The following is a 26158-nucleotide window of genomic DNA, read 5'->3' on the forward strand; positions in this document are numbered from 1 at the left end:
GCGGTCGGAACCCCAGCCTCCATCCAGTCGAGTGCCAGTATTGGCGCCTTGCCGTCGCTTGCCGAAGGTCCCAGGAGATCGCGAGCGTGCCGCCGGGATGTTTAAGCGCCCGTACTTCAGCGCATTGGTGACCGAGCATCCGCCGCACCACGAACGCTACGAACGGGCGCGCGAATATCTCCATGTCATCACCCGGCTGTGGGACAGCTGGGAAGACGACGCGCTGATCAACGATCCCGTCTCCGGCGTTTTCGCCGAGACAAGCAAGATCCATCCGATCGATCACGTCGGAAAAGCACTTTCGGGTCCGCGGACCACTCAACATCTCGCGGGCACCGCAGGGACGACCGGTCTATGTCCAGGCCGGCTCGTCGGACGACGGGCGGGCCTTTGCGGCACGCTTTGCCGAGGCGATCTTCACCGCGCATCAGACACTGGCAAGCGCCCAGGAATTCTACGCTGACATCAAGCGTCAGGCCCGCGGCTTCGACCGCAGTCCCGATCAGGTCAAGATCCTGCCTGGCATCAGCCCGTTCATCGCCAGCACGCAAGCCGAGGCTGACCGGCTGCAGAACGAGTTCAACGAGCTGATCCAGCCGGAATATTCGCTGACCCAGCTCCGCCAGATGATCGGTCTCGACCTCTCCGGCTTCGACCTCGACGGCCCTTTTCCCCGCCATCTGGCCGACACCGACAGCGCGCGCGGGGTCGCCAGCCGATTCAAGCTGGTGGTCGACATCGTCGGATCGCGAGAAGCCGACAATTCGTCAGCTCGTGCAGCGCCTCGCCGGGCGCGCGCGGCCATTGGGTGATTGCCGGTCCGCCGGAAAAGATCGCCGACAACATCCAGACCTGGTTCGAGAGCGGCGCCGCCGACGGCTTCAACGTCATGCCGCCCTGGCTGCCCGGCGGGTTCGATATCTTCGCCGACCGGGTCGTGCCGATCCTGCGCAAGCGCGGCCTGTTCCGTCACGACTATATGGGTACGACGCTGCGCGACCACTGCGGCTTGGACCGTCCGGCGAGCATCTATTCCCACTCCATTCAGGCGATCGCATGATCGTCTGACGTTGCCGAGGCCGTCCGTCCTTTTACGGATAACGACTTCCACTGAACTCTCATCACGAAGCGACGCGAAAATCGTTCCGCCAGACCACACGACACTGCCGGTTTAGACGGTCCTCGGGAACGAGCAACCTGAATGCTGCGGGGATCACCTAGTCGAATAGGCGAACTCTAGCGCCGCTCCCGTCGTCGATATATCGCGGATCACACAGGGAAATTTGTCGCCTCCGTGGTCGATCTCCGCTGCCTTCTTGACCCAGTGACGTGGCGCAATTCGTGTCTCGACCATCCGCCAGCCCTTCCGAGGCTCATACAGCTTTGTGAACCACTCAAATCCCAAACGAGTGCCTGATCTGTCTCAGCATAGCCATGGCAGCATCGGTATATTGTCCGTGCGTGAGATACTCATCGAGCTGCGATGCGCCAAATAGCAAGAGAGCTGCAATCGCTAAATTCTTGATCATGGTGGGCCTCAAAGAGAGACCGCCAACCGGGCTGGTCGGTTAAAGCATTTAGAAATTCGCTATCGCGTTTCGTGACCTAGTTGCAATCGCGAAAGGCTGGCACCAATTCGTGACGAAGTTGTAAATTTGCGGCAGGGACCATCAAAATTTATGGACCCTCAGATTTTATGAATGCATCAAATTCTATGGTTGCATCTGTCGTTCACGGTCGGAGAACTACGGGCCGAACGCAACCCGGCCCCCGTCACAAAGCCAAGGGTCCGGACCGTATCAATATCGACTGGTTTCTGATCAGGTCGCCCACTGCAGTCGTTGAGCCCATTCACCCCAAGGGCCATGCCGGTGATCCTGACGACCGACGAGGAGCGCGATGTATGGTTGCGCGCGCCATGGGACGAGGCGAAGGCGCTGCAGCGGCCGTTGCCGGACAGGACGCCCAAGATAGTCATGAGAGGGCCTGACAAGGAAGATTGGACTGCAGCTCGCGCGGACCAGGCCGCTGACAAGCCCACGGCTCCCGGCGTAGGCCAGCTCCTACCCATTCCGATGACCGAGCTAGACGCCCGTCCCCGCCCCGCGGTGCGAACAACGTTCCGAGGATTACGTTCTTTGGTGGTGGCAGGCGCAATCGGACGCTTTTGATGCACGGATATACGGCATACGTCCTCCGCCCCGACGACCGCATCTTGTGGCGTGTTGACCTGTTCTGCGGCAACGACGACGACGCGCGAGAACAAGCCCAATATCTAGCGACCGGCGACCAGCCGGTGGAGCTTTGGGATGGTGCCCGGAAAATTGGAAAGTTCGCACCGCTCCTGAATTGAGTTCTCCCCCGCTGCTCTCCGACGCGGCGAAGACGCCCGCCTTGGCTCCTGCAACACCGATCAACCAGCCTTGCGCTTCTTGGCGGGTGCTTTCTTAGAGCATGTTGTTTTTTACCGGGATCGGGATTCCCAGCTGGGAGAATTTCTGATTCAAGCTCCATGCTGGGGAACGTAGGCCAGCATGGATGACACGACCCTACTCGGAAGATATTCGCGAACGCGCTCTGGCGCGGGCTGACACCGGCGAGACGGTTCGTTCGATTGCCGAAGCACTTCAGATCAGTCCCTCCTGTGTGACAAAGTGGAAGTATCTGAGGCGGGAGACCGGAGGCCTGTCGCCCGGCAAGATTGGTGGTCACAAGAGGCCGGTTCTGTCCGGCGCCAACGCCGACTGGCTGCGCAAACGCGTTCGCTCGGGGCCGTTCACCCTGCGCAAGCTGACGAGGGAACTGGCGGCGCGCGGCATTGAGACAGACGTGCGGACAGTGTGGACTTTTGTTCACGCCGAGGGGCTGACCTTCAAAAAAACGATCAAGCCGGCCGAGCAAGATCGCCCCGACGTCGCCCGTATCCACCTGACGTGACAGCGGCGATGATCGAGGCATATAGGCAGAGGCAGGCGTCGCGGTGAGCTCGGGAAAGGTTCTTTGTTTTCGATCTTTTCTCATGTGCCGCTGGGTGCTGGCCTGCTTTAACCCCTGGTGGCCCCAGTTTGATTTTGGCAGTGGCCTGAATTGAAATGCTGAAACAAATTCTTGGCTTGGCCGTCTTCTAGGGGGCAACCAATATCGGCTGCCTCTCGCGAGAATGCGAAGACCCAGCCATGTGTGACAAGTGCGTCGAGATCGACAGAAGGATTAATCACCTCAGGGGACTGGCCTCCCGCATCCTTGACCAGCAAATGCTTGATGGAATCGACAAGCTGGTTGCCGAGTTGGCGGCCCAGAAGGCCGCGATTCACCCCGAGCAAAAACAGTAAAGCCGCCAACTGAGGCGACCTCTTTCATCCCATATCCGTTCATGACTGTTGGGCCGCACACAGAAAACACCCCGCCATGCGAGAACGTGACGGGGCTGCATTCCAAAGCATCACAAGGTCAGCACCCGGGCAGGGTCCTGACGGCAAGACGCTAGGTGCGATATCCTAATCAATCCTTACGAGTCCGCCTCAGTTGGCGGCCTCGTTCATGTCAAGCGGGGGGCGGAACATGATTAGGCTGCAGTTCTCTCTAGCCGATGCTCCAAGGTAGGCTTCACCGCTCATTCCATCGCAGCCCGCTCCCCCTCGCGAGCTTCTCGTCCCATAAATCAACATTTCAATTGCAAAGCGCTCTTCGGATAAACGCCGTTCAAGGAAGCGCTTCTCCACCTCACTGAGCTTACCGCGCAGCAGCCCCTGATAGTGTTTGATGTTGTTCTCGTGCGCACCCAATTTTGCAATCTTACGTTCGTCCAAGACACGCCTCCCTCATTCTTCTCGGAACGTCATTCTGAGAACGCTGCCCGGTAGCCACCTCTACTCGCAGGAGCTGACATCACGGTGACGGCCGCGTCTTGGCGCAACTGCGCGGGTGTTCTTGCTGGTCGAAGGTTCCGCGCTCTACGAAAAGCCAGCCCTGCGGTGCCATCCTGAGATGAGAAGAGGCCGCTCACGCGCGGCCCCTTGCCGGTTTTCACAAATGAAAATTCACACCAGATCAAATCTAGCCCCGGCAAGAACTCATTAACGTTTTCCGCAGGCAAAGTGGACTCCGGAAAAATCCCGGTATTCCCGTCCGAAACGCAAAGGCCCCGACGCAGGGCCGGATGCGTCGAGGCCTTTGGATGAGGAGTCAAAACTGTTGACGCGCGTCATCTTGGTTTGTTCCGGCGTAGGCCAGCAATTAGGGACCGAGGAACTTTGCGACCCCACGAAGCTTAAAATGCTGATGTTCCGGACCGGGAACCGAAAGGGGAAAGACGACCATGGAACGGCGGCGTGTGAAGCACGATATTTCATTGGAAGAACGGCTAATGATTGAAGCTGGAGAACTGCGCGACCGGGCCAAGAACATGCCGCCCTGCGTCGAGCGCGAGGCACTGATCCGGCGCGCGCGGCAGAATGAAGCTGCAGCGCACATGTCGGATTGGCTTACATCGCCGGGCCTGCAGCCGCCTGAGTAAAGCTCAGGAACCAAAGCCAGTGTTGGATTGCAATGCCGCGTTATTACTTTCACATCTTCTAGGAAGATGCAGGGCCCGACCCTGACGGCGAAGAATTGCCCGATAAGTACGCCGCATGGAAAGAGGCGACGGTCACGGCCGGACAGATGTTGCAGTGTATCGACGGGCGTCTTAAGCCCGGTCGAACAGCCTATTTGTGCTGCACATCAACGCCGAGAACCAAGATTAAGGCGGATAGTGCCCGATCTCGAATCGGCATACTGTGGACCCATGCCACGCTTGGGAAGACTACCTAGGCATCCTGCGGCGACTGATCGCGAAGGGCGACCCGGCCAGCCATCCGCTCGCCGAACGAGCCATCAAGGAATACTGGGAAGCCACCCTCCCGGGCGGCTGGAAAAGTGGGCTCCGATTGAAACAGGCAGATGTTATGGTCCAAGCCCGCGCTGTTCTCGGAGACCGGCGTTCGTTCGCTGAAACGATGAACGCCAAGATCGAAAAGAAGCTGTCAGAGTAAGGGGCGGCCTCAGTTCATAGGAGCGTAGTTTGAACCAAGGCGCCGCCCCATGAGCGTGGCAGACGACATCCTGCGCGAACTTAGATCGAACCCGGGTCAGACCGAATGCGAGCTGGCCGAACGCATCTTTGTCAACGGTGGCACTCAGCAACGAACCCACGCGACATGTCGCAACTGCTGTTGAAGTGGCCGAAGAATTCTTTGGCTTGCCTCGCAGGGAGAGCGGGACGCTGCCGCGATCAAATTGCACGTTTTGAACGTGCTCTTGGCCCGGGCTGCCGCATAGCGGCGCGGCGATTACGAGATCGAATAAGCCCAGCGAGGTCTGGAAGGTCTGAACATCCTCGGCATGAAGGTTGCGTAGCGCGGTTCTCCTAGCGCCGTCGTGCGCCCCAAATTCCCACCTGCACGGTCGCCTCGCGCAGTCGCTGAGCCAAAACTTCCACGGAATGTCTTGCCTTCTCTCTCCGCCGCCTCCGCGGGTGGATTCTCGGTCCGTTCTGATCGCTCATTAGCCCGGGGGCTTCCGTCATCGCCGAGGTTTCGTTCAAGTGTCCGTGCTGCACGAAGTCGGCGTCATTCGCGAACTCGAGGAGCACGGCTGGATTCAGGACCTCACGGACCCCGCATGCTCGCGAGCGCGCGTTAGATATCGGCGACACGCGTCCGGAGTGTCCGGGAACGACTGGAACGCCGCCGCTGGATGCCGGCTACTGAGCGACCAACATGTTGCCGCTGAACATGCCGCGCTTGAAAGCCGGAGCGGTCAAGTCGGCGCCGAACAGCACCTGGTCGGCATCGCGGTCGTCCGCACCCAGAGTCAGGCTCCCGCCCTCCAAGGGTAAATCCAGCGATCCTTGCCGCCGAGCGCCTTGCCATCGTGCCTGCCTGAAACTGGCCGGTTGAACCATCAGGCGTTGGATTAAATGCCGCCGCTTTCCGGCTCGGACCCCTTGACCCGCGCTGTGACACCATCCAATTACCATCCACATAGATGGTATCAAGGATGGAATCTATGACCGGCAACGTCCGCGAACTTCGACCAAAGCTCCCTGATACGGAGAAAATCACGATCAATCTTGGTTATGTCGATCTTGGTCAGGTCGATTTGATGGTCCAGGAGGGGTTCTATTCCAACCGCACAGATTTCATTCGAACGGCGATCCGCAACCAGCTCGAACGTCACGCGGACGTGGTCAAGCAGTCCGCCGCCCGAAAGAGTCTGGACCTCGGGCTGCGGAACTACAGTCGCGAAGACCTCGAGGCGGCCCAGCGCGCCGGTGAGATGCTGGACATCAATGTGCTAGGCCTCGCCACCATCGCCCAGGACGTTACGCCCGAGCTCGCTCGCGCCACGATTGCCTCGATCACCGTACTTGGAGCCTTGCACGCCAATCCGGCGGTCAAGTCCGCTCTCGCCGACAGGACGAGGTGAGGCGATGCTGAAACAGGACATTGTTCGAGAAGCCACACGCCTCACACGCGCCGGCCAGCTCGTCGAAGCCACCGCACTCCTCCAGCGCATGCTTCGCGGCGAGAACGTGCCATACGCTACCGCGCCCGCCCCCATCCGGCCCGCCCCTGCGGGAAGAGAGCCGCCCGCGATCGAAGCCAAGGCAAACCCCGCAGGAACGAGGCCCCCGCGGCGCGTGCTCCGCACCCCGGCGGATCTCCCCAAGAATCTTCCCGGGTTCGGACTCGGAGGGCCGCTACGGCGCGCCCCGTCCGCGGCGGATATCGTTCCGGACGGCGCCAGATTCGTCGAAGGCAACTACGCCAATGCCGCGGGAAGCCGCGCCTATCGGCTCTTCATTCCCAGCGGCTACCATGGACAGGCCATTCCCTTAGTGGTCATGCTGCACGGCTGCACGCAGTCGCCGGAGGACTTCGCCGCCGGCACGCGGATGAACTTCATTGCGGAAGAACAGATCTGCTTCGTCGCCTATCCCGCGCAGCGCGCCGAAGCGAACCAGGCGAAATGCTGGAATTGGTTTCGTCCTGGCGACCAAAAACGCGGCGGAGGCGAACCCTCGCTCATCGCCGGCATCACCCGCCAGGTCATGCGCGACCATTCGGTCGATCCACGCCGGGTCTACGTCGGCGGACTGTCGGCCGGCGCCGCGTCCGCCGCGGTCATGGGTGCGAGATACGGCGATCTATACGCGGCGATCGGCATACATTCCGGACTAGCCTGCGGGGCCGCCACCGACCTTCCCTCCGCCCTGGTCGCGATGCGGCAAGGCGGCGGGCCCGAAGCAATGTCGGGCGACGGCCAGACTATTCCAACGATCGTCTTCCATGGCGATCGCGACGCGACCGTGCATCCCGATAACGGCGGCCGAGTCGTCCGCCAGTCCATCGGCGGGACGAACACGAAGAAAAAAGTACATCGCGGGCGGGTTCCGGGAGGGCATGCGTACACCCGGACGGTCCATACTGACGCCGGCGGGCGCGCAATCCTCGAGCACTGGGGCATCCACGGAGCTGGACACGCATGGTCCGGAGGCAGCCCCGCCGGGTCCTACACCGATCCGGACGGACCGGACGCGACGAGAGAAATGCTGCGCTTCTTCCTCGAGCATTCGCTCCCACAGAGGTGAAGCTAGACCGTACCCATCAAGCCCCTGCCGTGGCAGACGAAGGCTACGTCTTGCTTCGCCCTGTTGGTCAAGTAAAAATGCTGGGTGCTGATTGCCGGCGAACGCAAGCGCCCCGCCGCTGGCTGCATCATCCAGCACCGGGGCGCGATTCTCGAATCGTCGTTGTGGGGCCTTACCTTCTGACGCCTGCTCCGTAGAGTTCTCGCTCACGACGGATATCGTCCACCGCGAGCGGCGGACTGGCCGCATCGAACCCGGTCCATCCCGACTTCTGCCAGGCTGCGCTCCGTTCCTGAAGATTTACAGACGACTCGTGAAGAACGGCGTCCAATCGCGAGCGGTCCTGTTCGGAGACGCGGGCCGAAACCAACGTCCCTCCGCGGCGGATGCCTTCGGCGTATCGCGAGGCATCTTCTTTCGATATTCCCGCTTCGGTCAGCGCGCCGATGATGCCGCCCGTCGCGGCGCCGGCCGCAGCGCCGACGGCGGTCGAGGCAAGCCACCCTGCAGCGACCACAGGGCCCAGACCCGGAATCGCCAGCAATCCAAGGCCGGCCAAAAGGCCGGCTGCGCCGCCAAGTCCTGCACCGATGCCGGCGCCCTTGCCGGCGCCTTCGGCTCGATCGTCAACCCTGTCGCGATCGCGGTCCACCTTGCCACCGCGGCTGTACCAGTTGTCGGAATTGTTGGCGACGATGCTGATGTCCGAGTGCGGGACGCCGTCCGCCTCCAGACGAGTGACGGCCCGCTGGGCATTGGAATAGTTGTCGTACAGGCGAGAAATAGTGGTGGTCATGATGGGAGGCTCCTGCTCACTTGGAGGGGTTTACGTTGCCCTGGAAGTCGATGCTCACGTCGGTTTTGGTCCCCGCTTTGTCGGCCTTGCCGCGCCAGACACCATGGCTGTCTTTCTGAAGACCCGACACATTGGAATAGCCGGCGGCCTCGATCCTCGACTTGGCTTGCCCCTCCGTGAAGCTGTTGCGGCCCGCCACCGCAGCGTTGGAGTTCTTCTGGTCCGAGCTGTTTACGGCGTTGTTGCCCGGCCCGCCCTGCGCAGGCTGAGTCTGAGCATTGACGTGAGCCGATCCCATCAGCATGAGAGCGGTTAGAATCGCAATTGATCGCGCCATTATTTCCTTCTCCGGCGTTGATTGTGTCGGTCGACAACAGGCGGAGTCCGAAATGGTTGCGATGCGGCGCGGACAGCTTGCCGCGGGGGCTACTTCTGAGGTGCCGGCGCCTGGACGTTCGAGTTGTTCGGATTCTGTTTATTGGCCTCGTGGTGGCCGATGGCACATCCCGCCGCCGCGCCAAGCTTGCCGTGTCCGGCCATGTGGCCGGCGACACCGCCGACGATGGCGCCCTTGATGCAGCCTTTGGCTTCCGCCGAGGAAATCGAAGCAAGTGCGAGAACACACGCCGCGGCCAGAATTACTTTCATGATTGCTCTCCAAAAACAAGGAATAGTGTAGGTCAAGTCTACCCGCCGCCTGTCGTTCCTCATTGAGGGAAGGAACGTTTGCCGCCGCAGGTCGGGTCGTTCGCGCAGAAGCGGCGCGGTCCATTACGTCGGGAGCCGGCCCTCAAGCAAAGCACAGGTTCGGCGTGCTCACGATTCCGCGGGGATGCCGATAGCCCGGCGCTGGACGCAATTGCCTCGGGCTGACCGCTTTGCATTGTGTCGGGAACGGAATCATCAAGCGGTGGTTACGACGATAGAGAGGAAGTAGTCATCATGCGCCGCTCGAAGCCCCACCCGATCCGTAACAAGCTTGACCTGACCGACCGTACCCAAGTGCGTCTCATCAGAAAGCGCCTGAGGCTGTCTGACACCGAGCTGGCCGTGATCGTCGGGCGCATCGGAAACTCCCTCGCCGCGATCAGGAAGGAGGCCGCGCTGCAAAGGGCAAGCTTGCCGTCGGTGGCGGCCGAAGTATCTGCCACAGCGGTGATCGCGTCGACGACAGGCGGCGAGCAAACGGAGTGCCGAACAGCATCCTTCTTCAGAAGCCATTTGCCCCGGCTCAACTCGTGATAGCTATTTCTCAATTGCTGAACGCTGCCGCACCAAAAGCGAGCCCGGAAGAACCAGATGACTGAGGCCGCCGTGCTGCTAGTCGAAGACGAAGCTTTGATCCCCATGATGCTGGTCGAGATGATCGAAGAGCTCGGGCATCGCGTCGTCGCCGAAGCGGATCAGTCGCGCAAGGCAAATCCCCTGCTGAGGTCACCGTGTTCGATCTCGCGATACTCGACATCAACGTCAACGGCGAAAGCATTCAGCCGGTCGCCGAAATGGTAGCGTCCCGAGGATTTCCGTTCTTTTTCCGCAGCGGCTATGGAGTCGCGGGCGTGCCTGAACAGTTTCAGGACGTGCCCGTACTGACGAAACCCGTGCTGAAACAGATGATCGATCGCATCTGGAACGACGAGCCTCCCGGCAGAACCCGATACTGACCTAGCGCGGTGGCGCCGCCTCGGCGCACGATTTCGATTCCGCGCGCTCGATTGGCGCGCCGTTCCAGACGCTACCCCCGGATCCTTTGTCGTCACAATTGCGGGGCAGTCGTTCGAATTGGCGCTCGGCGCCTCGGCGTATTTGTCCCGTGGCGCACGCCTTGAGTCACCTCACCGTTCACCATCGACGAACGCTACCGCGGTCCCCTTCGTCACGCTCTCCGCCACGCGCTCGGCATCCCAGTTCGCGAGGCGAACGCAGCCGTGAGACTCGGCCTTCGAGACCTTCCCCGGCTCAGACGTACCGTGGATTCCATATCCATCGGCGGACAAGTTGATCCAGACCGTGCCGACCGGATTGTTCGGGCCTGGCTTGATGGTGAACGGCTTGCCGGAATGGACGCCCTTGAAATGATAGTCGGGGTTGTAGCGGTAGGTAGGATTGCGGCTGACCTCGGTCACTTTCAGCGTGCCGGTCGGCGACGGCTTCTCTTTGCTTCCGACCGTCGCAGGATAGAAGCCGATCAAGGCGTTCGACTTGTCGAAGAGCGTCACCGTCTGCCTGGCCTTGTCGACCTCGACCCGGTCCGCTTTGGCGGGCGCGCCGGCACCGTTCTCTCCGGTATCCACGACGATGATCGTATCGCCGGCGCGATCGAAACGCTGCCCGGGGTTCATGGCAGCCAACAGCTGCTGGCTCATGTGGTATTTCTCGGCAAGACCCTCCCGCGGGCTCGTGAAGCCGAGCTTGGGAAGATCCTTCATGTCTTCCATCTTGGACGGCATCTTGCTCAGAAACGGCCCGGCGACGTCCTTTTCGGTGATGGTGTAGTTGGCGATCACGGGTCGGTCGTCCGTGCGGAGCGCTTGCCAGGCGTCTGCCGTCAGCTCATCCGAGCCCGGCAGTTGACGCGCTTCGGCGTAGGCCCGCAGAGCCTTCTTGGCATTCTCGCCGAACTTGCCGTCGATCTCGCCGGGCGAGAAGTGCGCACGGTCGAGCAGAACTTGCAGTCTGACGCCCGCCGGCGTCGCCTTCTCCGTCGACAGGGTCTTCTTCGACGGTTCGGCCGAATTGATTGCGTCGGACGTCATCTCCGCGCTCAACGCCGGACCCGCGATCGCGACAGCGATCAGGGCAGCACAGATCGGCTTTGCTCTCGCGAACCACATTCCGTGTCCTCCCGCGTAGCTGAGGGTTTCCGACCGCCTTGCGCCTCGGATGAGGCGGCCACCAGCTTCTGGTATTGAGCTTCGTATTCTCTCGCCATTCTCGTCGCGGAAAAGCGCTCTTCAAACCGCGCACGGATCGCTCGTCTGTCGAGGCGCGGCAGCTCGCCGACGGCACGGACGGCCTCCTCCTCGTTCCCGACGATGAAGCCGGTTACGCCGTGCTCGACCACCTCGGGAACGGATCCGGAGCGATAAGCGATCACGGGCGTCCCGCACGCCATCGCCTCGATCATCACGAGACCGAAAGGCTCCGGCCAATCGATCGGAAACAGAAGAGCAGCCGCCTCGCCGAGGAAAGGCTGCTTCCTCGCCTCGTCCACTTCGCCGATGAGCCGAACCGCCTTAGCGTCGACGTGCGGCTCGATGATCTTCTTGAAATAGCCGGTCTCCGCCCTCGGTATTTTGGCGGCGATGTGCAGCGGCATCCCGGCGGCGCGGGCGATGCGAATGGCGACCTCCGGTCCCTTTTCCGCCGTCAAGCGGCCCAAGAATGCCAAATAGGATCCCGGTTCGTAGCACGGGCGAAGCTGGTTTGAAGGCAGTCCGTGGTGGATCGTGCCGATCCATTTCGTTTCTGGCAGAGGGATCCGCTGATTGCCGGAAATCGAGACGAAAGGCGCATCGGGAAAGGCGCGAATGACGTCTGGCAGTCCGGGCAAGTCCAGCCGGCCGTGCATGGTGGTCAGGAACGGCACGCCAAGCCGGCCGAGGAGCGGAAGCGGCAACCAGTCGATATGGGAATGAATGACGTCGAAGTCGGTCGCGCGGTCGGCGATTGCTTCCAGGAGCACGGAGATGGCGGAATTTGAGTCGATCCCTTTCCGCCCAAGCCGCAGCGCGCGTGGCCACACAGAGTGAAGTTTCCCTCGGGTACGGGAATCGCCGCTCGCGAACAGGGTGACCTCGTGGCCTAGATCAACGAGCTCGTCCACCAGCCAGGCGACCACCCGCTCCGTGCCTCCGTAAAGTTTCGGCGGAACGCTTTCGGCCAGGGGGGCGATCTGGGCAATGCGCATGGTCCTACTGACCTCCTCCGAACACTGAACGCATCACCAGTACGGCGACCGCAGAAAAAAGGTACGAAAAGACGAGCAGCGTCCATTCTGGTCGGGAGCTTCCGGCAAGGATTCGCCCGAGCAGCGCCTCCATCCGCCTCAGCATTCTTCTTCGGGAAGTCGTGCCAAGTAGGCTAGTCTGAAGCTTGCGAGCTCTTCGACGTCGCCTTCGCGCGCTTCCGCTCTCCCATTCAGATGACGCTCGAGCAGGCAGCGTCGGCCATCCGCCGCGCCGACGCCTTCATGCGTCGCGCAATACACCGTCCAGGCCGTATCGACCGCCATCCTGATCGCAGTGTCTTGTGCCATTTCGAGCTCCGGGCTCGGCAATATCGTCGGATCGGCAACGCAGCCCGGAGACGAAAGTTTCTACTTTTTCCCGAAACGCTCGCGCCGGCGAATTCGATGGATGCTTATGAGAGCCAAATCACACGCGCCGGCTCGACCGTCCGCTAAGGTGGCCGTCGTCCCTGCCTTCTCGAGGAGATCGAACCATGGACTGCGCTGCCAAGGCACCGGCGCGCGCGAAACCGGTGGGGATCCGCCGAGGAATTCAAGACGGTGGCGACCTTCTGCGGCGCTGCCTTCATGGCATCTACGATGCGCGATTGGTTTATGCAGCCGTTCAATCCGAGCGGGGCCAAGCAAGCTAAATTCGCCATCATGGAGCCCAACCCGCCGTTCACGACGTTCGGAAGCGGCGCCCAGCCCTATGAAGCTCCATGGGTCAGTGAACTGGGTCGAATCCAACCGCGGCAAGCGTACAAAAAGACCCCGGGTGACCGATCACCAAAACAAAAGTCTTCGCGGTCCCGTAGAACCGTGGCGCGTTCTGGTTGCAACAGGGATAACTGCCGCGGTCGGCGTTAGCGCTGACGTCGCTCTTCGGTATCTTACTGCGAGCGCATAGGGGCCTGCTTTAGTGCTTGCTTACTGATGTAGCTGGATCGAGCCTATGCATCTTCAATACGCGAGGCGTTCCAACGGAACGCTCAACTTTAGCCGAAGGCCATTTCGTCGCCAGTCGTGTTCGATCTTGCCGCCCAGCTCATCGGTCACGCTGCGCTCCGCAAGAATGCTACCAAAGCCGCGCGCTTGCGGTGTCACATCGATCTCGGGGCCACCGGTTTCGTCCCAATCAAGATGGAAGTCATCACCGGTCGCGTCCCATGTGACGTGGATCGAACCATTCGGTTGGGAAAGTGCCCCGTACTTAACCGCATTCGTCGCGCTCTCATGCAACGCGAGGGCAAGCCCCGTTACGGCCTTCGCCCCCACAGGCACATCGGGTCCGTTTAAGACAATGCGGTCGGGCGAGCCGTCTTCATAGGGCTGCAAGACTGTGCGCACCAATGCATCCACCGTCGTCTGCTTGCTTGCGTGTTCTGTGCCCATAATGCCAGGACGGACCAAGTCCTTGGCCCGCAATAACGCATCCAGCCTTCCACGAAGAGCTTGGGCCATCTCCCGCGGAGTACGGGCAGACCGGGCACTCAGACTGATCAGGGAGTGAAAATTGGCGAAGATGTTTTTGACTCGATGATCCGCCTCCCGGGCCAGCAATCGTTGGCGCTCTTGCGCGTTCTTCTGGCTTGTTATGTCAACCACCACGCCGACGAAGCGAGCGATCTTACCGTGCTCGCCCGGCAAGCATTCGCCCCGCGCCTCGACCCAGCGAATACTCCCGTCCTTTCGCAGCAGCCGGTATTCCTGAACATATTTTTCTCCGGTCGCGACGGCGTGTTTGACCGCGTTGGCGATCCGCTCTGCGTCCTCGGGATGGATGCCCGCAAGGTAATCCGCCAACGGTGCGCCCTTGTCCCCTTTGGCGGGATCGACCGAGAACATTTCTGCAAATCGAGCATCCGAGTAGAAAGTGTCGGACTGCACATGCCAGTCAAATGTGCCTACCATTCCAGAAGCGTTCAGGGCTTGACGCAACCGCTCCTCGGTTTTCGCTAATGCCCGCTCCATCAAAACCCGCTGGGTCGTCTCCACGACAATGGCAAGTACGCCCGTGGGACGGCCATTCTCGCCCATCACGGGGCTGTAATCGAGGTTCATCCAGACCTGCTCGGGAAAGCCTTTACGGTGAAGCGTTAGTTCCTGGTCGCGGTACGAGAGCGTGCCTCCACCCAAGCCTACCTTCATCACGTTGTCGTTGAAGTCGGCGACCTCGGGCCAACCCTCTCGCACTTTCGATCCGAACAGGACGGGATGACGTCCTCCAGCGAAGACCGAGTAGGCATCGTTGTAGATCATGATGCCGTCCGGCCCCCACAGGAGCACGATGGGGACTGGCGAGCGTAGCAGTATTCCAACCGTGGTCTTCAGGCTTTGTGGCCACCCGGAGATCGGCCCCAAGCCAGTGTCGGTCCAGTCGCGAAGACGGATGAGCGCGCCCATCTCGCCGCCGCCGTAAGGAAAGCTATCGTTGTTCCCGGAAGGTGCCATGCGTCTGTTGGACAATCGACCAAAGGCGTATTTTCTACCGTGAAGATACTTTGGCATACAAGTGTGAAAGCAGCCATATGCTAATCGCCTGCGGTCCGCTTTGGTCCACATCACCGAGGAAGCGGAAGGCTGTGAGGCCAATCCAGCGCTGCGCGGCCGGTGAACCGCCACGAGGGAAAAGCGCAAGCTCCTCCGTGACCGCTAACGATTTCTTGCCGGGCCGTAGCGACGCTACGCGAGCGGGTTGCGTATCGATCCCGCGAGGCCTCGAAACTCGACTTGCGTTAAAGAGCTGCCGTGCCGTTTCAGTTTCCCGACAATTACCCCGGCGCTGACAGGAACATGGGCCGCCGGGCCGGATTGATTTCCGATCCTTGCCTGTGGCCGGGCACCCGAAATGACGCGCTTTGTTGTACTGATCGTCGAAGACGAAGTTCTGATCCGCATGCAGGCGGCCGACATGGTCGAGCAGGCGGGGTTTCATGCTCTCATGGCGGAGAACGCCGACCACGCCATCGCCATCCTTGAGGCACGAGACGATGTCCGGGTAATCTTCACTGATATCGAGATGCCCGGTTCCATGGATGGCTTGAAGCTCGCTGCAGCCGTGCGCGACCGTTGGCCGCCCATCGGGATTATTGCCACGTCGGGGGCCGTGGGTGTGGGGGATAAACTCCCGGCTGGCGGCCGGTTCATTCCCAAGCCTTACAGCCGTGCCGAAATTGAAATGCATCTCCGAGCGGTGACGGCGAGCTAACGCTCATGCGTGCTCCGATCTTTTCATTCTTGGCTTACGGGATGATACCGCGTTATGGCTTGCCGACGGACCGCAACTTCCAGATAGAGCCGCGCCGCGCGGACTCGCGTCGCGCGGCCGATATCCGCGCCTTCCAACACCCGCTGTAACCCAGCCCTTAGCCACTCCTCGACGCGGCGCAGCCGAACAATAATCAGCTCCGCCGTGATCTCGGCTTTCGCCGTCTGCTTGGACTTCGTATCCCCTGCACGTGTGCACGAGACGTACCACAACTGAAATCGCTCCGGCAGCGCGGCTTGCCGCCGCCGCCGCCCCCGTATTGAAATGAAAGAGGCCGCCAACTGAGGCGGCCTTACGTCACAGAAGTCACCAACAGGGCAACGCACGCGATCACTGTTGCCGTGCTTAAGGTCACAACGACAAGGGCTTGTTCACTGCGGGCTTTCAGTGCGGCATCATCCATCGATGTCCAACGCTAGATAGCCCATTCTGGTTTCTTGGAATCTAACATTTGTTAATCTTGCTCCAAGTCAAAACAGGCCACTGCGATTTCCAAACTAGGCCACTGGAGGTCGGAAACAGGCCAGATGCACCAAGAGAACAAAAAAGGACGAAAAGTCTAGTCTGACGTTGATCGAAAGATGGAGACCGCCAGTAGGGTGCGTCGCGCGTATCGTCTTCGAGGACACTCGAAAAAATCGTCGTTCTGTCCGACGCGGCGGGCCGCCGCCTCGCGGCCCGCCGCGACGACCTCACTCTACTTCTTGGACCACCGTGCGGCTCTCGGGATCCACCAACATGACATGCTCGCCCGAATACACGTAGCGGTATCGGGTGAGCGACGGGCCCCATTCCTGGGGAACCGCTTCAAGTTCGACCTCGCGCGGCACCGGTGTACCCACCACGATTCTTTCGCGGGTCTCGACAGGCCGTATCCTGTGCTCGGTGACATAGCTGTGGATGCGCGTGCGGTACTCCGGCTCGATTTGCACGGCCCCCGCATGGGCCCTGCCCGTTGTCTCGACAACGGTAGACTGGGCAAAGGCGCCGGTCGACAGCAGGGTCGCGGCCGCGGAAATCAGAAGCATCTTTTTCATCGGTCTCTCCTCGCCGCGACATGCGGCGAAATAGAACTTTCGTCGTCGCCGCAGGGTTCCAAGAAGGTTTCCCGCATGAGCCCAAAACTGGAGGGAACCTAACGCCTATCTGAAAATTGTATTCCCCGTTCCGGGCATGGAACAAGAGGGGAGAGACGATGGAGCGACGCCGCTTGAAGCACGATCTTTCGCTTGAAGAGAAGCTGGCGATTGAAGCCCAAGAGCAACGAGAGCGGGCTAAGAACATGCCGCCCTGCGTCGAGCGCGACGCCCTAATTCGGCGCGCGCGCCAGAATGAAGCCGCTGCGCATATGGCGGATTGGCTGACCTCACACGGCCTACAGTCGCCGACGTGAACAAAAGCGCTTTGGTTCCTCGGGGCTAGCTTTAAGAACGCCCATGTCATCATTCAAAGCCGAAGAATATCGCAAGAAGGCGGAGGCGGCAGTTTGGCAACGATGGCACTCAGCAACGAATTAACCCGATATGTCGCAAGCTCGTTGATGAAGGCTCCAGACTCGGGGCCAAAGCTCGGAGGGCGCGACTCCAAGAGCCATAGCGACTTCCTCGATGGGCAAGCCGTAGTTGCGGGACTGCGCACGCCACCGTTCTCTCAGAGGTTCGAATGTTGCCGATGGCATGTCAGTCGCCCCCTAGCGTCGGATCATTGACGGCGGCTACTTTGGGCGTCATTCATGTCTGGTCGTGATGGTATCGGTCCGGTACGATTTGTTCGGCGACGCGATTTTTACGCCTATCTCTGAAGTGCCAGTCCAGTGTTGCGTAGATCAACGCGGCAAGGCGATACCCTCAGGCCTTTAGAACCTCGGCCACCCCGATCTGAGTCTCAAACTGACGAGCCTTCGCAAGTAGTCTGTCCCTTTCAGGGCCGGGTTCTAATTGCGCCGCCTTTGATCTCGCCTCGTTGGCAGCTTGAGCAAGACGCTCTTCCAAGGAACTGCTCGGACGGCTTCGATTTCGTTTCACGGTCATATTCGTCTCGACACCAAAGCGACATGAACGCGGGAACAAATCGCAGGTTCCTATGTTGAGGGCAAAACGGGGAGCCTGCCATGGATATTGATCGGTGCCCGAAGTGCGAGAAGCGCATGAAGGCCGTCCTCACGGAATCTGGAAGAACGGACTTTCGATGTCTCCGTTGCGATGCCGTCGATCCGATGAAAACGGGCGCAGTAAAAAGGGCTGATAGTCTGCTACCTAAGGCCCTTGAACGAGCTGGCCCGTAGTAGCCCCTCTATTCAACGTCTGCCGAAAACTTCGGCTCGACCCGTATCGCTTTGGGCTTTTTGAGTGGCTTACTCAATTTACTCGTAGGACTGATTGCGGTCTCGAGCGCTTTGCGAATCTTCGCCGACGTAGTTCGATTCCAGCCCGTGCCCACTTCCCCATGTAGACCAGGTCTTTGCCCTCCCGCTTTCCGAGATAGAGCGCGGCTATGCCCGTAGGGTCTTTGACAAATCCGACGATTGGAAAGTGCCCGCGCTGGACCGTCTTCACCTTCAGCCATCCTTCATTCCTATCGGAGCGGTACGGCGCATCGGCGCGCTTTGAAACAATGCCCTCATAATTCAGTCGGCTGGCATGCTCGAATAACTCCTGCCCGTCACCTTGGATGTGCTCGCTGACGAGAACAGGTTGTTCGAGCTTGTAGGTATCGAACAGGCCTTGCAGGATGGCCTTGCGCTCAACCTGCGGTCTTTTGCGTAGGTCTTGACCATCCAACCATAGAAGATCGAAGGCATAGTACAGCAAACGGTCCTGGTCCGCTCTGGCTAGTTCGGCCTGTAGCTCGGAGAAGTTGGTGCGGCCCTCATGGACCACGACAACCTCTCCATCAATGATGGCTTGCCCGGGAACGTCGAAGGCGCCGGCAATAACGGAGAACCGTTTTACCCAGTTCAAGCCGTTGCGGGTGAAGGCTTTGGCTTTCCCGCGATCGAGATGGAGCCGGACTCGGTAACCGTCGTACTTGATCTCATGAATCCACTGCGCCCCCGAGGGAGCGTTGCTCCGCAGGGTCGCGAGCTGGGGCTTAATGAACCCCGGCATGTTCGCAGGGCAGGCGGTATACGCGCGTGACGTGGTCACGATGTGGGCCCTTCCTAGAGCCAGCTGTCCGCGATCGGCTGGGCCCGAAACTCGTTAGCCAAGCGTGCTTCCTCAATCCTCCGGCTGATCGGCAAGTCGGATGCGCGTGACCTCAGAACAGCGCAAGACGCGGCCGTATTCGCAGCGACGTACCGCGGTGCAGCGACTTCGCCGAAGCGAGAAACGCCGCCCTAAAGCCTTCGACCGCATGTTGCAAAATGCAAAAAGCCCGTCGGGGTAAAAAGTCCGACGGGCTCATAGATGTCGCGGTGCGAGCTACATATCCGCAGCGCCGGCTAAATTAGCGCTGCCGGATACGCTTCCGGTGCCGTCGGCGGCGCTTCACGCTAAGCACTCCTCACGCTTTCGGCGTGTCGGATGGGCCGCGAGAAATTCCAGGTCCTGGGCGATCACATACTCGGCGCCTTGGTCGGCAGATATCCACTCCTTTGTGGCTCGGGTTAGAGCTGAGGGGAAGTTGCACCTTCCGACTCGTCTCGAATTTTTGTAAACTGAAAATATGAAGAAATCAATTTCTGTAAACAAAAAATCGCGCGGACGACCTAGGAAGGTTGGCGGGGTTCATCCTGTTTCAGCCGTGCGCTTGCCCCCGGAGGTGGGAGCCGCAGTCGACAAATGGGCCAGCGCTCAGGCAGACATGCCAGCGCGCTCCGAAGCGATCCGCCGGCTAGTCGAGATCGGGTTGAAGGCGAAGAAGTGAGCGAGACTTTTTCAACTTCGGTTTTTGTCGTCGAGGCTGACCGTGTGCCGATCGTAGCCATTGCTGCCAAAAAATATCTCGAAGCCGAGGCCTTTTTTATGGACGAGAGGGTTCAAGCCAAACTCAAATCCCTTCATTCTAGCGGCAAACCTCTTTGCGATGATTACTCGATTCTTCGCATCCGCCTGGCTCATGCAGACGAAAGAGTGCGCTACTTCGACGCGCGCAATGCAGCACGAGATCGCTCCGTGGTCTTTCTGGTGAATCTGGATGAAGTGGATCCCACTTCGTTGCTTTAAGCGTCCTCTCTCCGACCGAACTGAGCGGCCCGCGGCCTCGTCTTTGAACCTTTATCCGGACAGGATAGACGCAACTGACCCGGGGATTTGAGCGCCCGGCGACCAAACGAACGCCGCCAAGCATCATATTCAGCTCGGGCGATCGGATGTAGGACAATCACGACCTGTTCACGTACCGCGTCGCGAAGATCGGATTCGCGGCCATCGCAGCGTTTGGCCGTGGATTCATAGGGCACTATGAACTTGGCTTCTCGCGACTGGCGATCAGGATCGGCTGCCTTATCATTGCAACCTTGACCGCGCTCATCGTCGAAACCAAATCGGCTGTTCATGACGGGGCCGACGTCAAGGACGACAACGCTTTCGTGACGGTGGCGTTGTTGTCCGCCATTGGATTACTCGTCTCCTTGTGCCTCGCGATCTGCAGCCCGGATCTGGGTCTCGGAATAAGTGCGGGTTTCTACTGATGCGGCCGATATCACCGGCGGCTTTTCCACACCCACGACGCGCAGTAGCCCGCCGCCGGGGAAGCTTGGTCAAACATGATGTTCGATAGCGTTCGAACCGTCTGTAGCGTCGACCGATCAAACATCGACCGATGATGGAATGATTTCTAGGCGCTTGGTAGGACGCAAACGATCATGCCGGCCCAACGAGAACTCTATCACAGTTCGAACGGTGATCGCTGGTCGCTCTGCCGCGACGACGACGGACGGGTGTTTGTGTTGCACCAAGCCAACCTTTCTTCCGGCGGTTCTTCAGCAAAAATTGAGATTGCAGACTTCCTCCCCCGGCAAAATGGGACCGGAGCAGCAAGCACTCTTTCAATTGATCGGTTCGCTGATCGATTAACCTCGCGCGCGTTTCCAAGATAGAAGAAAAACGTCGCAGTGCCAGACGTCGAACACTGAAGGCCGGCTCGATAACGTTCGCCGGCGGCACGATTGATTGCATTGTCGCGATCTGTCTGAAACCGGAGCTGTGCGCTCAAGGTGGCTTCGCCCGTCGGAATCCCAAACCGCTTTCAACTGATCACGAGCGGGCCTTCCTGGCCTTCTTTATCGTGGCCTTTTTCTCGATCCGCACGCCCTTAAACTTCTTGGCAGCCTTCTTCTTTTTGGGCCGCTTCAGTGCCATGAACTCGCCGGATGACCGGTCGCGCTTCGCCCATGCGGACGCGCGCCGAGTGTTGTCCTGGTCTGAGAGCATTTCTTGACTGCACCTTTGCGCGCGTTGTCGCCGATCGGCTTGTTGACTGCCACTGACCCCTCCTACCCGGCGTTCGCCGCGCCTGTTGCCATGGCGTGCTCCGGAGCCGTGATACGCACCTCATGGCCCTGGCGGAGAGCCAGCGAGGCCGCAGTAACGGCAGCCCCAAATGCCGCCTCTATCGTTTCGTAGACATTCTTGGCTCTGCCCCTTACCTCGACGTCGACAGACAAAAGCGCAGCGACCGCCAGCAGCAGTATAGCCGAGACGAGAAGCGCGAGAAAAAAGCGGTCCATGGCGGCCCACGGGCGGCCGATAGCATCGTTCCTCCCAGGACTGGAAGTTGGTCATGCGAAAATGTCCGGCGAATGCTCGCGGAGCCCGACAAGACAACGGCCATCGGGGACGCTACGCCGCAGGGCCGCTGTTGGCACTGTCCCGCTCCCCGCAGAGATTCCGTCGCCGCGAAAACAACGCCGCGTCCGCGCGAGTCGTTCCCTCTCAATTGGACGGCCTTCGCCAGCCCTGCCGAGAGTCATTGCTCGCAAATGAATTTCTCGGACCGGCCGCAATTCTCGCAGCGGAAGTTGATGAAGTCGGGCTCGCCTTCGCGAGCCTCGTAGTTGGCGAAAAGCATCAGCCTGCTGCAGCCAAGACACGCCGGATCCTCGCCTGTGTCGATCGGATAAAGCAGAAACTCCTGGTCAGAGGACATCTGGCGATCCAACGCTGCCGCATGCGAAGCGGCCCGGGCAAAACTCAACGTACCAGGACCGCCCGCCGCCGGCCGCGGGCATGAGGAGACGAGGCCGGCGTGCACTGAGTTGATTCCAGCTGACGGCGTTCGTTCCTAAGGGTGTGGCACGACAAAAGCTGCACCGACATTGCGCAGCAAGACTCGGCCCCTACGTTGTCGATCCCCCTCGCCCGCGACGCGCCCAGCCCGCGGCTAACGGCTTTGGATTAGGAACAACCGTTCTCTGTGTCTGTTGCTCGCACTCTTCAACAAACGGACAAAGTAGCAAACATAGCTTTAGCAGCAGCATTCATCTTCGGATCAATTGCGGCAGCGACCGCGCAAGGCGCCGGCGGCGGCGGGGGCGCTGGCGGAGGTGCAGGCGGCGCGGGCGCTGGAGGCGGCGGCGGTAACTGACCAGCGATCACCAACGGTCAGGGAGTTAGCAGCAGCGGGCGCTCCGTAAATCCTGGTGCGATCATGAACGACACGAAGGAGAAGCACCGCTGAACCATCTCCTGAGAGGCGGCCGTTCCGCCTCTCAGGCCTCAATTTCGGATGGGTCGTCCATCCAACCACGATACTCGCCAGCCGTTGAATTTGGCACACCGAACGTAGCGGTTAAGCAGGCGGAGACAACAGGTTGGGCCATGCAACGCATTTATCTGGCTATCGTCTTTGTAGGAGTTACGACGCTCGTGTTTGCCGTGCTCGTGGCCCTGAACGATATGATGAGCGGATGAAAACGACTGGATCGGGTGACCCTCATTGCAGAAAGCTGTCCCGGATATTCGAACGCCCCGCCGGCGCGGATCTGTTGGCATGGACGATCGGACGACGTCACCGCTTTATCATCAGAAGCGCGGCTGCGATCCACACAGGTGAAAGGCCAAGCAGCGTCGCGAACCAAAAGCCAGGGTCGCACGTTGATGTTCCAACCGGATGCTTCGGTTCATCGAAACAGACGCCGCTCGTCAACCGCGTCATAAGCGTGTTCACCCAGAGCGAAGCGCAACCCGCGCAAAAACGTTCAGTCGTGTCAATCGGCGTCGTGTCGTGAAGTTCGCCTTTATAGCCATTTGTACGGTGGCCATGATTGGCTGGACCATCGCGATTTTCTGGGCAGCCTTCAGTCTCGCCCGGTGGCTGTTCTTCTCATAACAGACCCCCGGGGCATATGCAGGGCTATCGCATGTGGCCGAGGAGTTCAAAAAGGAAGGCATCGTTCCATCCGGCGCGTTTGAGCTTGCCGCGCAGGGAGACTGTGGTGTCTGGGTGAGCCTGGGCGACGTTGAGGGCCAGGCGGCGAAGCACGGCCAGATTGGCCGGTCCGTTGTCTTTGCGATTGCGAGCAAGATCCTCGTCGAGGGTGACGTCGAGCGGCCAGTGAAGGCTATTTTCGATGCCCCAATGAGCGCGGACGATGCGCAGGACCTCTTTGCGGCTATAGGGGCGGCTCATCAGGAAGTAGCGCTCGACCGTGTCGTCCTGGCCCCGCTTGCTGGTGATGCGGGCAACAGCTTTGAGGCCTGGAAAGTCGTGCTTCCTGGCCATGTCGGGAGCCGGTGCAACGAGAGCAACACGCTTTTCGTTGCGTCCATGTTCAGCGTCTTTGGTGGTGAGCGAGGTCTTGCCCTTGCGTTTGGCGGCGCGGATTGCGGCTTTGGCATCCTCCAACAGAGTAGGCTGGTTCGCCTTCACCGCCAGCACGTAGTCGCCGCCCCGTTCCACGATCGCCTTGGCCATCGCGCGGTGGCAATGCAGGGCGTCGGCTGTGACCACGCAGCCCTTGAGCTGCAGAAGCGCAAGCAACTGCAGGGCGCCATCGGCTTCGTTGTTGTTCGGCGCCAGCACATTGGCGAGCGCCATGCGCGTCTGCGCCGCCCAGGCGGTCACCATCACCGGCGGCATGTGGCTCTTGCCGCGTTCGTAGCCGCGCCGCAACGCTTTGCCGTCGAGCGCGATCACCCCGCGTGGCCGCTTGATCTTCGCGCCTTGCGCAAAGGCCTTCATGAAGCGCCGAAACGCGACCTCAAACGCCTTCGGGTCAAGCATCCGGAACACCCGACTGAATGTGTCGTGGCTCGGCAGACCGTTCTTAAGCTCCAGCACATCCTGCCAAAGATAGGCCTTCATCCGGGCAAACAGCGCCATGTCGGTGCAACTCGTCGCCCCGCACAGCGTCGCCATCAGCGCGAGGAACAATATCTCGGTCAGGTCATGCAGCGCGTTGTCGGCCCGCGGGTCGGGCAACTCCGAAAAGCATTCCGCAAATCTCTGCATCGGCTGCTCCCTCAAGATCAGGAGCTATCCTCAGAATCCTTTTCTTCCGATTTGGCAACTACTTGCAGGCACGCACATGCGATTCCCCTGGGGGCATATGCGGCGGGCCGCCGGCTTAACAAAACAAAGCTGCCGCTACCGAGTTGTGAACGGTGCGGTGGCTCTTCAACTTGAGTGAATTTTCGACGCCCGCGGAACGAATACTCGCCCGTTCGGTGGCAAGACCAACAGCTGAAGCCACGTGAGATTCAATTAAATGTCCAGCGATGCTCCGCAGGTAGACTTCAGCGCTCCCGCTGGCCTTTACAAATGGCCATCTCTAGCAAATGCGCGCCGAGAAGATCGGGAGCCTTATTCGATCTTGGAAGGCACCCTTGATGCGTGCATCCGGTCGCTCATGGCCAAACCGGAGAAAGCCCGGCACCTCTACGAAATCCGTACGAAATCTCAGGCATCGATTGTGACGCCAATACTGTCTCCGGAGCACGTTGTGGAACTCGCCAAACTCCGAGATTTTCTTTGATTAGCCCGCTTGGCTCGCTAGGGCGGGACCACAGATACGCGACGCCGATCAGGGATCTGCACGGGAAATCTATTAGCCACTGCCAGGGCTACAAGCTCATTTGTCTCCAGGGCTATCTTCTGGGCCAGCATGACGTCCCCCGCTACGAGTTGGCCCGACGGCACGAAGCACCAACCCACGGTCGCGCGGCCTTCGTCGTCGATCTCGTAGACATTTGTCGCTGTCCCGCGATGGATACGAAAACGCTTGCCACTCTGGCAGCCGATCACGTCGAAACAACCTTTGGTGTCGAACTGGGCGCGCTGCTCTGACGAAAGCCACTCCCGCAAAAGCAGAACGCCACGCGCCTCGCTCACGCCTTCGCCAGTCCAAATTCGGTATCGCTCGCGCAGGCTGTGCAGTCTGCGCAAAAATTCCGACCAAATCCGCTCCATGGTTTGGCCGGTATCAGTCATCGGACGCCAGAGCATCGTTTTGACAATTAGCCGCCAACGAGGCGCGGATAGAATAGCGTTTCTTCCGCGCTTGGATCGAACGAGCGGGTCACGGTGACCGCGCCACTGGGATCACGGACAGCTGCCGTAAAGCCGCGGCCCTTCAGCATCTTGAACCGCTCCTCGGCTCTCTGGAGAGCCTCCGTATCATCTAAATTGAACGAATGCCGGGTGTCGCCGGTATGGTCCATCACGATTTGGACAGCCATGCGATAGCGCTCCTAAAGTTGCTGAGCCCCAGCTCAATAGTAGCGGCGTTCGGGGAAAAATCGCGATCAAAATAGCGGCATGATCCACGAAGGCCCTTCGGCTCCTCAGGCGATCGCTAGCGGGATGCTGCAGACACTGGCCCCGCTCTCATCGGTCACTGAAATCGAACAATTCTCGGCAAGAAGTTCTGGCCGTGAGACGCGCAGCGAGCGCGCGAGCTTTATGGCTTCAACCTGCGCAATGGTCTCATCCGGTAAGTCGTGGACTCCGTGATCCGACACAAAGCGGCTATCGACGAGCTTAAAGTGAAAGAGCGGCATCTAACATACCAAGCAATTTCAGTGCCAGCGCGCCATCTCGGGTGTTCATTGACCGCGCGGCCGATCAAACCGGCCCCGCTAGCATCGCCGCGATTGCGCGTACGCGGGCTCGACTGGCAATGGCGCATCAAACCATAGGAACGTTCAACAAGCACGGTGATTGGCTTCCAAAGCTATTCAAGGAGGACATCATGGCTTTGGATACAAAAGAGACCGGCAATCTGATTGGAAGCGACAAGGTCGAAGGCACCGCCGTTTACGGAGCCGACAGCAACAAGATCGGCAGCATCGAACGGGTGATGATCGACAAGACGAGCGGTAAAGTTTCATACGCCGTCCTCAGCTTCGGCGGCTTCCTAGGCATGGGTGATGACCACTATCCCCTGCCCTGGCAATCTCTGAAGTACGATACCAACCTGGGCGGCTACGTCGCGGGGATCACAGAAAGTCAGCTTAAGGGCGCGCCGAAGTACCGGGACGAATCGGGCTGGAATTGGAGCGATCCGGCGGTCGGCCGATCGGTGAACGACTACTATGGCGTTCCTTTCTAAGTTAAGCCCGCGGTCCA

General features: G+C 60.0%; 28 protein-coding genes and 2 pseudogenes. 12 read left to right on the forward strand and 18 right to left on the reverse strand.

The window, feature by feature from the left end; genetic code table 11:
* Positions 1–133: 133 nt before the first annotated feature.
* Both ACP2YO_RS33570 and ACP2YO_RS33575 read left to right on the forward strand, forming a co-directional pair.
* Positions 134–1060 (forward strand): annotated as a pseudogene (locus ACP2YO_RS33570) (NtaA/DmoA family FMN-dependent monooxygenase); the annotation flags it as partial.
* Between the two features lie 1478 nt (positions 1061–2538).
* Complete coding sequence (locus tag ACP2YO_RS33575; RefSeq protein WP_426435415.1) at positions 2539–2937, forward strand: helix-turn-helix domain-containing protein; 399 nt, start codon at positions 2539–2541, stop codon at positions 2935–2937.
* Between the two features lie 107 nt (positions 2938–3044).
* Here ACP2YO_RS33575 and ACP2YO_RS33580 read toward each other — a convergent pair whose 3' ends face one another.
* Entirely contained in the window at positions 3045–3341 is a 297-nt protein-coding gene (locus ACP2YO_RS33580; protein WP_426435416.1) for a hypothetical protein, read from the reverse strand.
* A gap of 180 nt (positions 3342–3521) precedes the next feature.
* On the reverse strand, positions 3522–3809 hold the full coding sequence (locus ACP2YO_RS33585) for a hypothetical protein (RefSeq protein ID WP_426435417.1): 288 nt from the start codon (positions 3807–3809) through the stop codon (positions 3522–3524).
* Positions 3810–4333: 524 nt separating this feature from the next.
* On the opposite strand from ACP2YO_RS33585, the gene ACP2YO_RS33590 reads away from it, so the two are divergent.
* Together ACP2YO_RS33590 and ACP2YO_RS33595 are read left to right on the forward strand one after the other, a co-directional pair.
* The gene (locus ACP2YO_RS33590) at positions 4334–4516 is read left to right on the forward strand and encodes a hypothetical protein (protein WP_426435418.1); all 183 of its coding nucleotides are present in this window, start codon (positions 4334–4336) and stop codon (positions 4514–4516) included.
* 86 nt (positions 4517–4602) lie between these two features.
* Positions 4603–4812 (forward strand): annotated as a pseudogene (locus ACP2YO_RS33595) (hypothetical protein); the annotation flags it as partial.
* Positions 4813–5743: 931 nt separating this feature from the next.
* On the opposite strand, the gene ACP2YO_RS33600 reads toward ACP2YO_RS33595, so the two are convergent.
* Positions 5744–5872, reverse strand: coding sequence for a hypothetical protein (locus ACP2YO_RS33600; RefSeq protein ID WP_426435419.1), 129 nt, complete (start codon positions 5870–5872; stop codon positions 5744–5746).
* A 176-nt stretch (positions 5873–6048) separates the two neighbouring features.
* Here ACP2YO_RS33600 and ACP2YO_RS33605 point away from each other — a divergent pair, with 176 nt between their 5' ends.
* Together ACP2YO_RS33605 and ACP2YO_RS33610 are read left to right on the forward strand one after the other, a co-directional pair.
* Positions 6049–6468, forward strand: coding sequence for a CopG family transcriptional regulator (locus tag ACP2YO_RS33605; protein WP_426435420.1), 420 nt, complete (start codon positions 6049–6051; stop codon positions 6466–6468).
* 4 nt (positions 6469–6472) lie between these two features.
* The gene (locus ACP2YO_RS33610) at positions 6473–7633 is read left to right on the forward strand and encodes an extracellular catalytic domain type 1 short-chain-length polyhydroxyalkanoate depolymerase (protein WP_426435421.1); all 1161 of its coding nucleotides are present in this window, start codon (positions 6473–6475) and stop codon (positions 7631–7633) included.
* Between the two features lie 172 nt (positions 7634–7805).
* Here ACP2YO_RS33610 and ACP2YO_RS33615 read toward each other — a convergent pair whose 3' ends face one another.
* The 3 genes from ACP2YO_RS33615 to ACP2YO_RS33625 all read right to left on the reverse strand — a co-directional run bounded on the left by ACP2YO_RS33615 (position 7806) and on the right by ACP2YO_RS33625 (position 9077).
* A complete protein-coding gene (locus ACP2YO_RS33615; RefSeq protein ID WP_426435422.1) occupies positions 7806–8429 on the reverse strand; it encodes a hypothetical protein in 624 nt (207 codons plus the stop codon).
* Between the two features lie 16 nt (positions 8430–8445).
* Positions 8446–8766: a hypothetical protein gene (locus ACP2YO_RS33620; RefSeq protein ID WP_426435423.1), complete on the reverse strand. Its 321-nt coding sequence runs from the start codon at positions 8764–8766 to the stop codon at positions 8446–8448.
* A gap of 89 nt (positions 8767–8855) precedes the next feature.
* Positions 8856–9077 carry a hypothetical protein gene (locus ACP2YO_RS33625; RefSeq protein ID WP_426435424.1) on the reverse strand — a complete coding sequence of 74 codons (222 nt, stop codon included), beginning with the start codon at positions 9075–9077 and terminating at the stop codon, positions 8856–8858.
* Between the two features lie 294 nt (positions 9078–9371).
* Here ACP2YO_RS33625 and ACP2YO_RS33630 point away from each other — a divergent pair, with 294 nt between their 5' ends.
* On the forward strand, positions 9372–9671 hold the full coding sequence (locus tag ACP2YO_RS33630; protein WP_426435425.1) for a hypothetical protein: 300 nt from the start codon (positions 9372–9374) through the stop codon (positions 9669–9671).
* Between the two features lie 197 nt (positions 9672–9868).
* Entirely contained in the window at positions 9869–10093 is a 225-nt protein-coding gene (locus ACP2YO_RS33635; RefSeq protein ID WP_426435426.1) for a hypothetical protein, read from the forward strand.
* A gap of 171 nt (positions 10094–10264) precedes the next feature.
* Here the strand turns inward: ACP2YO_RS33635 and ACP2YO_RS33640 are convergent, their stop codons facing one another.
* The 4 genes from ACP2YO_RS33640 to ACP2YO_RS33655 form a co-directional block, all read right to left on the reverse strand.
* Entirely contained in the window at positions 10265–11263 is a 999-nt protein-coding gene (locus ACP2YO_RS33640) for a L,D-transpeptidase family protein (RefSeq protein WP_426435427.1), read from the reverse strand.
* A complete protein-coding gene (locus ACP2YO_RS33645; RefSeq protein ID WP_426435428.1) occupies positions 11224–12339 on the reverse strand; it encodes a glycosyltransferase family 4 protein in 1116 nt (371 codons plus the stop codon). The genes ACP2YO_RS33640 and ACP2YO_RS33645 overlap by 40 nt, the downstream gene beginning before the upstream one ends.
* Positions 12340–12477: 138 nt before the next feature.
* Positions 12478–12687 carry a hypothetical protein gene (locus ACP2YO_RS33650; RefSeq protein ID WP_426435429.1) on the reverse strand — a complete coding sequence of 70 codons (210 nt, stop codon included), beginning with the start codon at positions 12685–12687 and terminating at the stop codon, positions 12478–12480.
* A gap of 654 nt (positions 12688–13341) precedes the next feature.
* Complete coding sequence (locus tag ACP2YO_RS33655) at positions 13342–14640, reverse strand: PAS domain-containing protein (RefSeq protein WP_426435430.1); 1299 nt, start codon at positions 14638–14640, stop codon at positions 13342–13344.
* A gap of 589 nt (positions 14641–15229) precedes the next feature.
* On the opposite strand from ACP2YO_RS33655, the gene ACP2YO_RS33660 reads away from it, so the two are divergent.
* Positions 15230–15589, forward strand: coding sequence for a response regulator (locus tag ACP2YO_RS33660; RefSeq protein WP_426435431.1), 360 nt, complete (start codon positions 15230–15232; stop codon positions 15587–15589).
* 752 nt (positions 15590–16341) lie between these two features.
* On the opposite strand, the gene ACP2YO_RS33665 is transcribed toward ACP2YO_RS33660, so the two are convergent.
* Positions 16342–16686: a DUF1236 domain-containing protein gene (locus ACP2YO_RS33665; protein ID WP_426435432.1), complete on the reverse strand. Its 345-nt coding sequence runs from the start codon at positions 16684–16686 to the stop codon at positions 16342–16344.
* Between the two features lie 173 nt (positions 16687–16859).
* Between ACP2YO_RS33665 and ACP2YO_RS33670 the strand changes: the two genes are divergently transcribed.
* Positions 16860–17042: a hypothetical protein gene (locus ACP2YO_RS33670; protein WP_426435433.1), complete on the forward strand. Its 183-nt coding sequence runs from the start codon at positions 16860–16862 to the stop codon at positions 17040–17042.
* Between the two features lie 964 nt (positions 17043–18006).
* Here the strand turns inward: ACP2YO_RS33670 and ACP2YO_RS33675 are convergent.
* On the reverse strand, positions 18007–18795 hold the full coding sequence (locus ACP2YO_RS33675; RefSeq protein ID WP_426435434.1) for an RNA ligase family protein: 789 nt from the start codon (positions 18793–18795) through the stop codon (positions 18007–18009).
* Positions 18796–19431: 636 nt separating this feature from the next.
* Between ACP2YO_RS33675 and ACP2YO_RS33680 the strand changes: the two genes are divergently transcribed.
* Positions 19432–19815: a hypothetical protein gene (locus ACP2YO_RS33680; protein WP_426435435.1), complete on the forward strand. Its 384-nt coding sequence runs from the start codon at positions 19432–19434 to the stop codon at positions 19813–19815.
* Positions 19816–21086: 1271 nt separating this feature from the next.
* Here ACP2YO_RS33680 and ACP2YO_RS33685 read toward each other — a convergent pair.
* From ACP2YO_RS33685 to ACP2YO_RS33710, 6 genes are all read right to left on the reverse strand, one after another.
* Entirely contained in the window at positions 21087–21320 is a 234-nt protein-coding gene (locus ACP2YO_RS33685) for a hypothetical protein (protein WP_426435436.1), read from the reverse strand.
* A gap of 239 nt (positions 21321–21559) precedes the next feature.
* Entirely contained in the window at positions 21560–21844 is a 285-nt protein-coding gene (locus tag ACP2YO_RS33690; protein WP_426435437.1) for a hypothetical protein, read from the reverse strand.
* 1101 nt (positions 21845–22945) lie between these two features.
* Complete coding sequence (locus ACP2YO_RS33695) at positions 22946–24043, reverse strand: ISAs1 family transposase (RefSeq protein WP_426435191.1); 1098 nt, start codon at positions 24041–24043, stop codon at positions 22946–22948.
* A gap of 540 nt (positions 24044–24583) precedes the next feature.
* Positions 24584–25021: a hypothetical protein gene (locus ACP2YO_RS33700; RefSeq protein ID WP_426435438.1), complete on the reverse strand. Its 438-nt coding sequence runs from the start codon at positions 25019–25021 to the stop codon at positions 24584–24586.
* Between the two features lie 26 nt (positions 25022–25047).
* On the reverse strand, positions 25048–25269 hold the full coding sequence (locus ACP2YO_RS33705) for a hypothetical protein (protein WP_426435439.1): 222 nt from the start codon (positions 25267–25269) through the stop codon (positions 25048–25050).
* A 105-nt stretch (positions 25270–25374) separates the two neighbouring features.
* Positions 25375–25590, reverse strand: a complete 216-nt coding sequence (locus ACP2YO_RS33710) for a DUF6894 family protein (protein ID WP_426435440.1) — start codon at positions 25588–25590, stop codon at positions 25375–25377.
* A gap of 191 nt (positions 25591–25781) precedes the next feature.
* On the opposite strand from ACP2YO_RS33710, the gene ACP2YO_RS33715 reads away from it, so the two are divergent.
* Complete coding sequence (locus ACP2YO_RS33715) at positions 25782–26141, forward strand: PRC-barrel domain-containing protein (RefSeq protein WP_426435441.1); 360 nt, start codon at positions 25782–25784, stop codon at positions 26139–26141.
* Positions 26142–26158 lie beyond the last annotated feature (17 nt).

This window comes from Bradyrhizobium genosp. P, from assembly GCF_049949265.1.
Lineage (GTDB): Bacteria > Pseudomonadota > Alphaproteobacteria > Rhizobiales > Xanthobacteraceae > Bradyrhizobium.

What these genes read in the sequence shown, in the direction of transcription:
- ACP2YO_RS33575 (WP_426435415.1), top strand. Translation starts at nt 2,539, where the DNA reads ATGACACGACCCTACTCGGAAGATATTCGCGAACGCGCTCTGGCGCGG.
- ACP2YO_RS33605 (WP_426435420.1), top strand. Translation starts at nt 6,049, where the DNA reads ATGACCGGCAACGTCCGCGAACTTCGACCAAAGCTCCCTGATACGGAG.
- ACP2YO_RS33610 (WP_426435421.1), top strand. Translation starts at nt 6,473, where the DNA reads ATGCTGAAACAGGACATTGTTCGAGAAGCCACACGCCTCACACGCGCC.
- ACP2YO_RS33615 (WP_426435422.1), bottom strand. Translation starts at nt 8,429, where the DNA reads ATGACCACCACTATTTCTCGCCTGTACGACAACTATTCCAATGCCCAG.
- ACP2YO_RS33620 (WP_426435423.1), bottom strand. Translation starts at nt 8,766, where the DNA reads ATGGCGCGATCAATTGCGATTCTAACCGCTCTCATGCTGATGGGATCG.
- ACP2YO_RS33625 (WP_426435424.1), bottom strand. Translation starts at nt 9,077, where the DNA reads ATGAAAGTAATTCTGGCCGCGGCGTGTGTTCTCGCACTTGCTTCGATT.
- ACP2YO_RS33630 (WP_426435425.1), top strand. Translation starts at nt 9,372, where the DNA reads ATGCGCCGCTCGAAGCCCCACCCGATCCGTAACAAGCTTGACCTGACC.
- ACP2YO_RS33640 (WP_426435427.1), bottom strand. Translation starts at nt 11,263, where the DNA reads ATGTGGTTCGCGAGAGCAAAGCCGATCTGTGCTGCCCTGATCGCTGTC.
- ACP2YO_RS33645 (WP_426435428.1), bottom strand. Translation starts at nt 12,339, where the DNA reads ATGCGCATTGCCCAGATCGCCCCCCTGGCCGAAAGCGTTCCGCCGAAA.
- ACP2YO_RS33650 (WP_426435429.1), bottom strand. Translation starts at nt 12,687, where the DNA reads ATGGCACAAGACACTGCGATCAGGATGGCGGTCGATACGGCCTGGACG.
- ACP2YO_RS33655 (WP_426435430.1), bottom strand. Translation starts at nt 14,640, where the DNA reads ATGATCTACAACGATGCCTACTCGGTCTTCGCTGGAGGACGTCATCCC.
- ACP2YO_RS33660 (WP_426435431.1), top strand. Translation starts at nt 15,230, where the DNA reads ATGACGCGCTTTGTTGTACTGATCGTCGAAGACGAAGTTCTGATCCGC.
- ACP2YO_RS33665 (WP_426435432.1), bottom strand. Translation starts at nt 16,686, where the DNA reads ATGAAAAAGATGCTTCTGATTTCCGCGGCCGCGACCCTGCTGTCGACC.
- ACP2YO_RS33680 (WP_426435435.1), top strand. Translation starts at nt 19,432, where the DNA reads ATGGGCCAGCGCTCAGGCAGACATGCCAGCGCGCTCCGAAGCGATCCG.
- ACP2YO_RS33685 (WP_426435436.1), bottom strand. Translation starts at nt 21,320, where the DNA reads ATGGACCGCTTTTTTCTCGCGCTTCTCGTCTCGGCTATACTGCTGCTG.
- ACP2YO_RS33695 (WP_426435191.1), bottom strand. Translation starts at nt 24,043, where the DNA reads ATGCAGAGATTTGCGGAATGCTTTTCGGAGTTGCCCGACCCGCGGGCC.
- ACP2YO_RS33700 (WP_426435438.1), bottom strand. Translation starts at nt 25,021, where the DNA reads ATGACTGATACCGGCCAAACCATGGAGCGGATTTGGTCGGAATTTTTG.
- ACP2YO_RS33705 (WP_426435439.1), bottom strand. Translation starts at nt 25,269, where the DNA reads ATGGCTGTCCAAATCGTGATGGACCATACCGGCGACACCCGGCATTCG.
- ACP2YO_RS33710 (WP_426435440.1), bottom strand. Translation starts at nt 25,590, where the DNA reads ATGCCGCTCTTTCACTTTAAGCTCGTCGATAGCCGCTTTGTGTCGGAT.
- ACP2YO_RS33715 (WP_426435441.1), top strand. Translation starts at nt 25,782, where the DNA reads ATGGCTTTGGATACAAAAGAGACCGGCAATCTGATTGGAAGCGACAAG.